The sequence below is a fragment of the Subsaxibacter sp. CAU 1640 genome (assembly GCF_023156585.1).
GTDB lineage: Bacteria > Bacteroidota > Bacteroidia > Flavobacteriales > Flavobacteriaceae > JBPOFM01.
The window spans coordinates 482,360-495,491 of the sequence record NZ_JALNMI010000003.1 but is presented as its reverse complement, the minus strand read 5'-3'; the positions used below and the strand labels follow the sequence as shown (position 1 = coordinate 495,491).

General features: G+C 35.7%; 11 protein-coding genes. 8 read left to right on the top strand and 3 right to left on the bottom strand.

Features of this window, described 5'->3' with window-relative positions:
- Positions 1 to 108 precede the first annotated feature (108 nt).
- The 8 genes from M0G43_RS09630 (at position 109) to M0G43_RS09595 (ending at position 10,955) form a co-directional block, all read left to right on the top strand.
- Positions 109 to 927, top strand: a complete 819-nt coding sequence (locus tag M0G43_RS09630) for an enoyl-ACP reductase (RefSeq protein WP_248025520.1) — start codon at positions 109 to 111, stop codon at positions 925 to 927.
- A 117-nt stretch (positions 928 to 1,044) separates the two neighbouring features.
- The gene (locus M0G43_RS09625) at positions 1,045 to 2,556 is read left to right on the top strand and encodes a T9SS type A sorting domain-containing protein (RefSeq protein ID WP_248025518.1); all 1,512 of its coding nucleotides are present in this window, start codon (positions 1,045 to 1,047) and stop codon (positions 2,554 to 2,556) included.
- Positions 2,557 to 2,735: 179 nt separating this feature from the next.
- Positions 2,736 to 5,963: a T9SS type A sorting domain-containing protein gene (locus M0G43_RS09620; RefSeq protein ID WP_248025514.1), complete on the top strand. Its 3,228-nt coding sequence runs from the start codon at positions 2,736 to 2,738 to the stop codon at positions 5,961 to 5,963.
- 75 nt (positions 5,964 to 6,038) lie between these two features.
- Positions 6,039 to 7,052, top strand: coding sequence for a glycosyltransferase (locus tag M0G43_RS09615; protein ID WP_248025513.1), 1,014 nt, complete (start codon positions 6,039 to 6,041; stop codon positions 7,050 to 7,052).
- A 61-nt stretch (positions 7,053 to 7,113) separates the two neighbouring features.
- Complete coding sequence (locus tag M0G43_RS09610) at positions 7,114 to 8,010, top strand: CdaR family protein (protein WP_248025512.1); 897 nt, start codon at positions 7,114 to 7,116, stop codon at positions 8,008 to 8,010.
- Complete coding sequence (coaE, locus tag M0G43_RS09605; RefSeq protein ID WP_248025507.1) at positions 8,007 to 8,600, top strand: dephospho-CoA kinase; 594 nt, start codon at positions 8,007 to 8,009, stop codon at positions 8,598 to 8,600. Before M0G43_RS09610 ends, coaE begins: the two co-directional genes overlap by 4 nt.
- A gap of 91 nt (positions 8,601 to 8,691) precedes the next feature.
- Positions 8,692 to 10,242, top strand: a complete 1,551-nt coding sequence (locus tag M0G43_RS09600; protein ID WP_248025505.1) for a sensor histidine kinase — start codon at positions 8,692 to 8,694, stop codon at positions 10,240 to 10,242.
- Between the two features lie 2 nt (positions 10,243 to 10,244).
- Entirely contained in the window at positions 10,245 to 10,955 is a 711-nt protein-coding gene (locus M0G43_RS09595; protein ID WP_248025503.1) for a response regulator transcription factor, read from the top strand.
- 89 nt (positions 10,956 to 11,044) lie between these two features.
- On the opposite strand, the gene M0G43_RS09590 is transcribed toward M0G43_RS09595, so the two are convergent.
- The 3 genes from M0G43_RS09590 to M0G43_RS09580 all read right to left on the bottom strand — a co-directional run bounded on the left by M0G43_RS09590 (position 11,045) and on the right by M0G43_RS09580 (position 13,125).
- Positions 11,045 to 11,236, bottom strand: a complete 192-nt coding sequence (locus tag M0G43_RS09590; protein WP_248025501.1) for a cold-shock protein — start codon at positions 11,234 to 11,236, stop codon at positions 11,045 to 11,047.
- 104 nt (positions 11,237 to 11,340) lie between these two features.
- Entirely contained in the window at positions 11,341 to 12,258 is a 918-nt protein-coding gene (gene miaA, locus M0G43_RS09585) for a tRNA (adenosine(37)-N6)-dimethylallyltransferase MiaA (protein ID WP_248025498.1), read from the bottom strand.
- Positions 12,259 to 12,264: 6 nt separating this feature from the next.
- Positions 12,265 to 13,125, bottom strand: a complete 861-nt coding sequence (locus M0G43_RS09580) for an ion transporter (protein ID WP_248025496.1) — start codon at positions 13,123 to 13,125, stop codon at positions 12,265 to 12,267.
- Positions 13,126 to 13,132 lie beyond the last annotated feature (7 nt).

Genomic DNA, 13,132 nt, shown 5'->3' with positions numbered 1-13,132 from the left:
CTGAAAAGATTGAAATTAAAGTTTAAAGTTTTATTAACTTTGATAAATTAGAATCTTTTACGATTAGGAAACTACTAAAACTATTAGAAAACCAATAAAAAACACACTATGTCATATAATTTACTTAAAGGAAAAAGAGGAATTATTTTTGGAGCATTAGATGCTAATTCAATTGCATGGAAGACAGCTGAACGTGTTCATGAAGAAGGAGGAAAATTTGTCTTGACAAATGCGCCAATTGCGATGAGAATGGGACAAATCAATGAATTGGCTGAAAAAACAGGTTCTCAAATTATTCCTGCAGATGCCACTTCCATAGAAGACTTGGAAAATCTTGTGAAGCAATCAATGGACATCCTTGGAGGTAAATTGGATTTTGTATTGCATTCCATCGGAATGTCTATAAACGTTAGAAAAGGTAAGCATTACACGGACCAAAATTACGATTGGACCCAGAAAGGAACGGACGTCTCCGCAATGTCATTCCATAAGGTAATGCAAACACTTTACAAAGCAGATGCTATGAATGAATGGGGAAGTATTGTTGCGCTCACCTATATGGCAGCACAGCGCGTATTTCCAGATTATAATGATATGGCTGATAACAAAGCATATTTGGAAAGTATTGCAAGAAGCTTTGGTTATTTTTTTGGAAGAGATAAAAAAGTACGTGTTAACACTATTTCTCAATCACCAACACCTACAACTGCTGGACAAGGCGTTAAAGGTTTTGATGGTTTTATCGCCTATGCAGATAAAATGTCACCATTAGGAAATGCTACAGCTCTTGACTGCGCAAATTATACTGTAACACTCTTTAGTGATTTAACAAAACGAGTCACACTACAAAACTTATTTAATGATGGAGGTTTTAGTAATATGGGTGTCAGTGATGCTGTTATGGATACTTTCACGAAGGAAGAATAAGACGTGATAACGAATTTATATTGTTTTTTAACGATTTGATTCTTAATTTACTGTTTATGTTTTATTTAATCAATAACTTGAGCATTCAAAACTATTATTAATAAAAATAACCAATTTATGAGAAAAATTACTTTTTTAATCATTGTCATGATAACCTTTACTTGGCAATTTAATGCTCAATGTTTAAATGCAGAATTGTATCCCACAACTGATGTTACTATTAATAATGATGGGTTTGTCCATGAAGTAGCGACTTGTAACTATTCCGGTGAGTATTCTAATCTTCTTGGCTTTACTGTAGGTGAAGATTATGAAATAGCCATAACTCTTAACAATGATGGCAGTCACGGTTATGTCACTGTTATTGATGCAGCTGATGGTACAACCGTATTAGCTAACGGAGTATCACCCTTGAATTGGACTGCAACCGTCTCAAATGTGGAGGTGCATTGGAACAACGATAATACATGTGGAGAAGATACAGATTGCCATACCACTTCTTATACTAATTTAACCAATGCCCCAGAACCAGCTCCAAATGATGAATGCTCTGGAGCTATAGCTTTGATATGTGATGAAACTGTCACAGGTTCGACATTAGGAGCTACAGATAGTGGTGGAAACTCTAATGCCGCCGATGATTTGTGGTATTCTTACACAGGCTCTGGGAATATTGAAGATATCACGGTTTCCTTGTGTAATTCAGACTATGACACTGCTATCAGAGTTTATACAGATTGTTCGTTAACCGCAGGAGCGCAGGTTTTATTCAATGATGATTCCGATACTTGTGAGATGAATAGTGTCCAATCTTACGGCACGTTCACATCCGATGGTGCAACAACATACTACATTCTAGTTGAAGGATATGGTGCAGCCATCGGAGACTTTGAATTGACTTTGACATGTTCAGAAAGTGTTCCTGCACCACCAAATGATCTTTGTTCAAATGCTATTGAACTAGTATTAAATACGCCAACAAGTGGAACTACGGCTGGTGCAACTGATAATTCTACTGGCAATATAGATGATACCACATGTGATTCATTTAGTTTCAAATCGGATGTTTGGTATTATTTTACGGCCACTGATACGGATGTGAGTATTGTAACTACTATAACGGGATCTTCAGATCAGGCTAATGTGGCTGTGTACGATGTAAACATTACTAATCCAGCTGATTATGCTTGTACACAATTAGATAATGATTCTATTGCATGTGAAGAAGGAAATGGAGGAGAGTCGTTTAATCTAACAGGATTAGTAGAAGATAACGTATATTTTATCAGAGTATGGAGTGATGGTGTTGCGCCAAGAACCTCATCCGAAGCTAGAACCGAAGGTACATTTACGATACAGGTGAATGATGCAACGCTATCAACAAATGAATTTGAAAGTGCTGATGCTTTTGCCTACTATCCTAATCCAGTAAAGAATGAAATGACTGTTAAATCTCAAAGCAATATTCAAAACATATCAGTATTTAATATGTTAGGACAGGAAGTTTTGCGAACCACACCAAATACTCTTGAAACTGTTATTAATATGAATCAATTGCAAACCGGTGCTTACTTTGTAAAAGTATCAATTAACGATTTGATAGAGACAATTCGGATTATAAAACAATAAAAATTTTACATCTTAAAATAAGAGCTGTCATTTTTGACAGCTTTTTTTTATAAAAATATCATATGTTTTACCGATGATTTTTGCCGTTTATCGGTTAGGGGATTTTTAACTAAAGAAATACTTTTTTAATGATTATCTTTTGGCTTTCAAATAATCTACAATTTAAACACTAATTTTTCATGAAAAAAATTACATTATTTTCTTTTCTTTTATTGGTGTTTGCGTTCTCAAATTTTACAATTGCGCAAACATTAAATCAAAATGCGAATTGGCCCAATGCCAATTGGACGGTTACAGGGAATTATAGCACAGATCCGTTAGCGTTTGAATCGGATCCAACAACTACTGCTAACTTTGCTTTTGACGATGATGATGCTGGAGGATCTCATGAAGACAATATTGCCGCTGAATCCCCAATTATTGATTTAACCACCGCCTTTAATGCAGGCGAGGTATGGTTGACAGTTTCTGCTGACTACGTATATCGTTATCTAGCGGATGACGAACTTGTGTTCCAATATTGGGATGCTGATGGTTCTGCTTGGGTTAATTGGGGACCTTCATTTGATACTTTGGGCACAGATACAGCGGTTGACGACGATTTTTGTACAGGAATTTCGCAAACTTATGTGAGTCCTGTTTTGGATATTTCCAGTTTTACATCTACTCAATTGGCTGGTTTTAGATATAGAATTTCATATGATGATAATCCTGCTGGAACAGATTGGAACTGGGGGTTTTGTTTTCAATCTCCTACAATTGTTTCAGCAACCCCACCTACGGATGTTTTAGATTATTATAATTTACAATGGCCACCTAATGGGAATATTGGAATAGGATCTCCATTTGAAGTTTATGCGCAAGCGTATGAAGCTGGATTGACAGATGTGACAGCAGGTCAAGCTCCAGGAATTGAAGCTTGGATTGGGTATAGTACAGCGGACACGGATCCAAGTGGTGCTGGATGGACTTGGATAGTAGCGAATTTTAATGCCGAAGTGGGTAATAATGATGAGTATTCCTTAAATTTAGGAGCTTCTATATCTGCTACAGGAACTTATTATTATGCGAGTAGATGGAGACTTAATGGAGGATTCTACACTTATGGAGGAATCCAAGCAGACGGTTCTTTCGGAGGTGAATGGGGAGATAATGGTAATGGTTCTGGAGTATTGACAGTTACAGCACCTTCAAATGATGAATGTGATAATGCCGTTGCGTTAACAGTTAATACTGATTTAAGTTGTGGAACTGTTACGGCAGGTACTACCGTGGCAGCTACTGCTTCACCGCAAGCAGATGATGTTTCTGGTACACCAAATAATGATGTTTGGTTTTCATTTTTAGCTACTGGAACAGCACATACAGTTGTATTGACAGATGTTGTTGCCGTTGTTGGAACTTCGGTAGATATGGGAATTGGAGTTTATGATGGAACAGGAGGATGTGCCTCATTGGTATTTACAGCTACAAGCGATCCAAATACACTTAATTTGACAGGTCTGACAGCTGGTGTTACTTATTATGTAAGAGTATATGGATGGGGTTCTGGCGCAGGGACGGCTCAAGCCAATTTTAATATTTGTGTTGGAACACCACCTGCACCACCATCAAATGATGAATGCGACAATGCGGTTGCTTTGACTGTTAATGCAGATTTGAATTGTGGGAATGTTACTGCTGGTACCACTGTATCGGCAACAGCATCACCTCAAGCTGACGATGTATCTGGAACGCCAAATAATGATGTATGGTTTTCTTTCGTTGCAACTGGTGCAGAACATAGAGTTTCTTTGTCCGATGTAGTGGCTGTGGTAGGGACATCTACCGATATGGGAATTGGTGTTTATGATGGGACTGGAGGATGTGCATCCCTAGTGTTTACGGCTACTAGTGACCCGAACACTCTCAATTTAACAGGTTTGACATCGGGCGTTACTTATTACGTTAGAGTATATGGATGGGCGTCAGGTACAGGAACAGCGCAGACCAATTTTAACATTTGTGTCGGAACTCCACCTGCACCACCGTCTAATGATTTATGCTCAAATGCAATTGGTTTAGCATGCAATCAACCTTTAAACGGAACAACTATTAGTGCGACAGGGGGTGCCAGTACTTCTTGTGTAGGCTCAATAGGCAATGATGTATGGTATCAATTTACCGGCAATGATTCCACAGTAGATTTGACTGTGAATTCATCCACTGCTGGAGAAGGCGCTCAAGTTGAAGTTTACAGCAGTACAGATGGTACTTGCGCCGGGTTTACTTTAGCGACATGTTTCGAGAGTGCAGGTTCAGGAGAAAACCCAGTGTTGCTCAGTTTTGATGCTGATTCAGGAACTGAATACTTTATAAGAATTGGAAATTGGATTAACGGAAATCCAGGATTAGACTTTAGTATTACTGCATCTTGCACACCATTTCCTGCTTGTGGAGAACCTTCTAATTTAGATGCGGTCGTAGCTGAAATGAGTGCAGATATTTCATGGGATGCTCCTACAATAGGTACACCAATAGGATATAACTGGGAAGTTCAGCCTGATGGTACGCCTCAAGGCACTGCTGGCGCAATTGTTGGAAATACTGCAAATACTTCTGATACTGTGAATGGTTTGACAGGCACAACTGCTTATGACTTATATGTTCAAACAGATTGTGATGCAGACGGTACAAGTGAATGGGTTGGACCATATAGCTTTACTACTACTGGACCTCCTCCAGCAAATGACCTGTTCGCAAATGCAATTGCATTAAATTGTGGTGATGATGTTACAGGAACAACTATAGATGCGACACAAGACGAATCAGATGCTCCAAGTGTAGCCACGATTGAGGATGATACTTTTGCTGATAATGATTCTCCTTGGGTTTGGTATTCTTACACTGGTTCTGGTGTTTCTGAAGAAATAACATTATCTACTTGTGGTACTGCACAAACTGATTTTGATACTGAAATATTTGTTTACACAGGTACTTCTGGTAACCTAACATTGGTAGATGATGGATATGACGAATGTGGTGGATCAGCGGAGAACTGGGCTGCTGAAACAACATTTACATCAGATGGTACAACAACTTATTACATAGCTGTTGGGGGTTATGATTCTGATGATGTTGGCAATTTCCATTTAGCGGTAACTTGTGTTACTCTTTCTGTAGATGAATTAGAGAACCCAAATTCGTTTACTTATTTCCCTAATCCTGTAAATGATGAGTTGAACTTAAAAGCCCAAAGCAACATTCAAAATGTATCTATTTATAATATGCTTGGACAAGAAGTTTTGAGAACGGCTCCAAACTCTTTAGAAAGCAATGTAGATATGAGTCAATTACAAGAAGGTGCTTATTTTGTTAAAGTGACAATTAATAATGCTACTGAAACAGTTAGAGTTATTAAGCAATAGATTTTAACATAGACTAAATTTTCAAAAGCCACCATATGGTGGCTTTTGTGTTTTCTTTAGTTACCTTTGTATGGTATGAATGCTTTGACTTTTTCGTTTATAATTCCAGTATTTAATAGACCTGATGAGGTTCAGGAACTTTTGAATAGTTTTACAATTTTAAAGGGAGCTGAAGGTATTGAAATCATTATTGTAGAGGATGGTTCTGACATTAAATGCGATAAAATAATTGATTTGTTTAAGACAAATCTAAACATCAAATATTTTTTCAAAGACAATTCAGGGCCTGGTGATTCTAGAAATTTTGGGATGAGACAAGCTAAAGGCAACTATTACATCATCTTGGATTCTGATTGCTTGTTGACTGAAAATTATTTAGACGTTGTTAAAGAAAATCTTCAAGAAAATTATGTTGATTGTTTTGGAGGTCCTGATGCTGCACATGAATCCTTTTCAAATCTACAGAAGGCAATAAATTTTGCCATGACGTCATTTATTACAACAGGTGGAATTAGAGGAGGGAATAAGAAGCAAAAGAATTTTCAACCAAGAAGTTTTAACATGGGCATATCAAAAAGAGCTTTTGAAGATTCTGGTGGATTTGGAAGTATTCATCCCGGTGAAGATCCAGATTTGGCAATAAGATTGAACAAACTTGGTTATAAAACGGTTTTGTTTAAAGATGCTTTTGTGTATCATAAGCGTAGAATTTCTTGGTCAACATTCTACAGACAAGTTTTTAAATTTGGTTCGGTGCGTCCAATTTTAAATTTTTGGCATCCTGAAACCACTAAAATCACATATTGGTTCCCAACTGTCTTCAGTCTTTTATTTTTAGTGTCATTAACACTTTTAATCTTCCAGATAAAGTGGCTGTTTTTGTTATTTTCATTTTATTTTGTGGCGGTATTTGTGGCGGCATTAATATCAACTAAAAGTTTTTTTATTGCCATACAATGCATATTCGCAATTTTTATTCAATTTTTCGGTTATGGTTATGGGTTTTTAAAGTCAACTTTAAAACTTAAATTAGTCAAAAAATCACCTGAAGCACTCTTTCCAAGTTTATTTTTTGAAAATGGTTACTAAATTAAAGTCAAAATTGTTTAAATCTATTAAAAGCAAAAAACTCAATGTTTTTAGTTTTTTTTTGCTGTTATCTTTTTTGTTTTTAGTGATTGTAAAACTGTCAAAATCATATACTGAAATCGTAACTTTTCATGTGTCTTATACCAACGTTCCAGAACAGCACAGTATTTCTACCGATTTCGATTCTATCGTTAAGGTAAAAGTGAAAGCATATGGTTTTAGCTTGTTGGCTCAAAATTTTTACAGACATAATTTGATTGTAGACTTTAACAAAGAAGTTAAAGAACAAGGATTATTATATTCATATGATACTAAAAAAGGTAGGTCCAAAATAGAGAACCAACTTGGCTCAAAAATAGAAGTGCTATCCATTCAACCAGATTCATTAAATTTTCCTTATGAAGTTATGACCGTCAAAACCGTGCCTGTAAAATTGGATACGGAAATATCGTACGAATCAGGTTACGATTTATTGGATAGCCTTAAACTTGAGCCAGACTCCATTAAGGTTATTGGGCCGAAGAAGTCTGTCGAAAAAATTTCCAGGGTGATGGCAACCAAGTTAAAGCTTAACGATGTAAACAAGCCGATCAGCGCAATAGTTAATTTAACGCTCGACAAGGAATTAAAGAATGTAAAGTTGAGCCAATCAAAGGTCAATGTGTCTGGTTCCGTTCAAAAATTTACAGAAGGTACCTTTGAGGTTCCAGTGACCTTTGAGAATATGCCCAGCAATATCAAAATCAATTATTTTCCAAAAACAGTTACTGTGGCATATTACGTAAGTCTGGAAGATTATAAAAAAATAAAAGCTTTGGATTTCAAAGTGGTATGTGATTATTCAAATGTGAAAAATACCGACAAAACCTTCATGATACCTCAATTGGTTCAAAAGCCAAAGCTTGTCAAGAGTACCAGAATGAAACAAAATAAAATTGAATTTATCATAATCGAATGATAGTTGTAGGATTGACAGGCGGTATTGGCAGCGGTAAGACTACGGTCGCAAGGATGTTTGAAGATATGGGTGTTCCTATCTATATAGCCGATAAAGAGGCTAAACGACTTATGAATACTTCAAAAGTAATCAGACGTAAGCTGATTGCATTATTTGGAGACGATGCATATCTAGAAAACCAATTGAACAGACCTTTCATCGCTTCAAAGATTTTCAATGACACTAATTTGCTGAATCAAATGAATGCCATTGTGCATCCGAAGGTAGGCAAAGACTTCATTCGTTGGATGAAAAAACAAGATTCTAAATATGTTATTAAAGAGGCTGCAATAATTTTTGAGCATAAGAAAGAATCAGATTATGATTATATCGTTACAGTTACGGCGAGTCTTGATGATAAAATGACTCGGGTAATGAATCGAGATAATACAACCAAAAAGAAAGTTCTTGATATCGTCAATAATCAAATGCCAGATGAAGAGAAAATCAAAAAATCAGACTTTGTGATTGTTAATGAATATTTAGAAAACACCAAAAAACAAGTAATAGCTATACATAGACAAATACTGGAAAAGATAAGCAAATTCTAGCTGTTAACATTTTTGTTAAGGTAAGGTTAAAGGCATCTAATGGTAAATGTTAAAATCTTAAATTTGAATGATGGGCAAAAAGCTTTTCATTATGTTGATTGTGTTAATGAGTCTATCCCTCATTGGTATAATTTTCGTTCAAGTATATTTCATTAACAATAGCTTACAAAACGAAAAAAATCAATTCACACTCAACGCCAAACGTTCTTTGAGTTTTGTTTCTGATGCTATTGAAGACAAGGAATTCAAGAGGTTTTCTGAAAAAATGTATAGACTTATTGCCAGTGGAGCCGTTGCAGATTCCACAGCTTTTAGTGAGTTGCGCATTATCACTGAAGATCCATCCCAAAATCAAACAATTATTTACAGAAACGGAATTCTAGAGGAAAGTTATAAAGTACCATCTTTGTTCCTTGACATTGGTTTAGACAGCGTAAGTATCAGTAGAACATCCAGTCAGCGAGAAACCACCATTTACAATCGAAATCCTATCGAAGGAAATTTAAATATTCCTTCGGAAAAGAAAGTTTTTGAATTTAGTAAGTTATCAGAACTTGATAAGAAACGTTTTGAAACTACATACAGAGATCAATTTAAAAATTACCCAATTTATAAAAGGGTTTCGATAGAAGATGTTGAAAATATGCTCAAAAGGCAGTTGCACGATGATGGTATTGATACAGAATTCGAATTTGCAATTTATGATAAGGATTTAGCAACAAAGGTGCAATCGAACAACTTTGAAATGATTAAGGGCTCCACTTATGGTGTTCCTCTTTTTCTGGATAACAACAACGAAAGCACTTATAGATTGTACGTTAATTTCCCTGATAGAAATAAGTTCTTGTTTCGGAATATTTTGGGGATGACCATTTTATCAATAGTTTTTACGTCTATTATCATTTTTGCCTTTGGTAGTGCCATTCATCAATTGATTCAGCAACGACAAATCTCGCAGATTAAGTCTGACTTTATCAATAATATGACGCATGAGTTTAAGACACCCATTGCAACAATTAACTTGGCTTTGGATTCGATAAAAAATCCAAAAATCATCAATGACCAAGAGAAAGTGATGCGATACTTAAATATGATTAAAGACGAGAATAAGCGTATGCATGCACAAGTTGAAAACGTGCTACGTATTTCGAAGCTTGAGAAGAACGAGTTGAATATCAGTAAAGAAAGGGTGAAGTTGCATGATTTAATTCATGACGCCATCACTCACGTCGAGTTGATAGTTGAAGATCGACAAGGTTATATTAAAACGCATTTGGATGCTGAAAAGTCATCAGTGTTGGCAAATGAAACTCATTTTACGAATGTTATTGTTAACATTTTAGACAATGCCATTAAGTACTCTGATAACGCACCAAAAATAGATGTTTTTACAGAGCTTGTAGGAACCAACATTTTATTAAAGATTTCCGATCAAGGTAACGGAATGTCAAAACAGGTACAGAAAAAGGTGTTCGAAAAATTCTATAGAGAGCATACTGGAAATGTACATAATATAAAAGGACACGGTTTGGGATTGGCTTATGTAAAACGTATAGTCGAAGACCACCAAGGACATATATCAGTAGAAAGTGAAAAAGGAAAAGGTAGTACCTTTACAATTAAGCTACCATTAATATCATAATTATGGAAGAACAAAACAAAAAGATTCTATTAGTTGAGGACGATCCAAATTTCGGAACCGTTTTAAAGGACTATCTTGCAATGAATGACTACGAAGTTGTTCATGCAAAGAATGGTATGGAGGGTTTTGAAAAGTTTAAAAAAGACGATTACGATCTATGTATTTTAGACGTTATGATGCCTTATAAAGATGGGTTTACCCTCGCTAAAGAAATCAGGGAGAAAAATGCTGATGTGCCAATCATTTTTCTTACTGCAAAAGCAATGAAAGAAGACGTATTGAAAGGATATAAGGTAGGGGCGGACGATTATTTGAACAAACCGTTTGATAGTGAGGTTTTATTGATGAAAATCAAGGCTATCATGCAACGTAAAGCAACAGATGTCGTAGCAGATAGCAAACAGACCGAATTCAAAATTGGTGGCTTTGAATTGAATTCAAAATTGAGATTTTTACAATACAAGGACAAAGAACCTGTAAAATTGTCTCCAAAAGAAAACGAATTGTTGCGATTATTGGCTCTTCATGAAAATGACTTGATGCCACGTGAGTTGGCTTTGACTAAAATATGGAGAGATGACAATTACTTTACATCCAGAAGTATGGATGTTTATATTGCCAAACTGCGTAAATATCTAAAACTTGATGAGAATGTAGAGATTCTCAACATTCATGGTGAAGGTTTTAGATTGGTTGTCAATCAAAAAGCATAAAAAATATATTTTCAGTTTAGAAATGACTGGAAATAAGAAAGCCTATCGAACTGATAGGCTTTTTCTTTTAAAAAGTTTAAGCGGAAGTATTATATAACTCTTACGTTTACTGCGTTCAATCCTTTTTTACCTTCGGTTAATTCGAACTCTACTTCATCTCCTTGTCGGATCTCATCGATCAAACCAGAAATGTGTACAAAGTGTTCTTTGTTGTTTCCTTCTTCAGTGATAAAACCAAAACCTTTAGTTTCATTGAAGAACTTTACGGTACCTTTACTCATAATAAAATTTAAAAAATTAATTAGTTGCAAATGTAGTATTAATTCATTGTAATTCAGTGTTTTTTAAATTTATTTTCTAAAAGGCGTAAAATAAATCATTTGTATTACACCTTTTCGATTTGATTTTCAATGGCTTTGATGATATTTTTTATATCACTTTCAAAATCAAACCAGAGTATATTTTTATTCTTCCTAAACCATGTGAGTTGGCGTTTTGCAAATCGTCTTGAGTTCTTCTTTATTTCTGAAACGGCAAATTCCAATGTACATTCACCATTTAAATAATGGAATAATTCTTTGTACCCAACAGTATTCAATGCATTCAAATGCCGCATTGGAAGCAACGCTTTCACTTCTTCTAAAAGCCCTTCCTTCACCATTTTATCAACACGCAAGTTGATACGATTATAAATAGTTTGTCTATCGGCATCTAATCCAATGCTGATGGTGTTAAAGTTTCGGTTCGATTTCTTTTGATTTAAAAAAGAAGAATAAGGCTTGCCAGTTCCGATGGAAACTTCGAGCGCTCTGATAACGCGGTGAGGATTATCAATAGTAGTGTTTTGATAAGAAATTGGGTCTAATTCTTTCAATTTATTCTGTAGATACTCTAGCCCATTCGTTTCAAGTTGAAGATTCAAAAATTCACGAATGTTTGGATCTATATTTGGAAAATCATCAAGACCATTCACCACGGCATCGACATATAAACCAGACCCACCTACCATTATCACAACATCATGCTCCTTGAACAAATAGTTGAGCTTTTCAATGGCATCTCTTTCAAATTCACCAACATTATAATCTTCTTTTACAGATTTGTGATGAATAAAATGGTGCCTGGCGGCGGACAATTCTGATGAAGTAGGAGCCGCAGTCCCTATTGACATTTCTTTGAAAAACTGTCTTGAATCGGCAGAAATGATTTCCGTTTTAAAATGATTGGCAAGTTTGATGCTCAAAGCCGTTTTTCCTATAGCTGTAGGACCGACAATACTTATGAGATACTTTTCTTTTTTCATCAAGTGTCATGAATAATCCTCTAGGAAATGACCGCATTTGTAGCAGTATTTGGCATCATCTCTATGTCTTTCGGCCGAACAGCTTGGACATGCTTGCGAATTAAGATGAACCAATGGTTGAGCAGGTTTTAATTCGCCTTCTTTTGGTTTTTGAGCGGCGTATTCAGCAGAAACAATTCCTGTGGGTACGGCGATAATACCATATCCCAAAACCATAATAACGGCTGCAATAAACTGTCCTAGAGGTGTAACCGGAGCTATATCTCCAAAGCCAACAGTTGTTAATGTTACAATACACCAATAAACACTCACAGGAATACTGCTAAAACCACTGGCCTCACCTTCTACAAGATACATCAATGTGCCAAAAATGATACAGACTATGAGCACTGCAAATAAGAATACTGATATTTTAGCACGACTTGCCCTTAATGCATTAGCAAGCATGTTTGAAGCGCCTAGATACCGTGCCAATTTCAATATCCTAAAAATTCGAAGTAGCCTCAAAGCTCTCAATGCCACTAAAGCGTGCGTACCAACAAATATGATAGAGATATATTTAGGAATTGTTGAAAGAAAATCTATGATACCATAAAAACTGAAAATATACTTCCATGGCCGCTTTACAGAAATGATTCTCGCGATATATTCTAGTGTAAAAAGAATGGTTATAATCCATTCTGATGTATCGAGAAAATCATGATATTTAACATCAAAACCTCTGATGCTTTCGAGCATTACCAATGCAATACTCGCAATGATTGCTATCAATAGGATGATATCAAACAGCTTGCCTTCAGGAGTATCAGCTTCATAGATGATCTCATGTAGTCTGGCTTTCCAGTTTTTATCTTTAGACTCGAGCATACTCAAA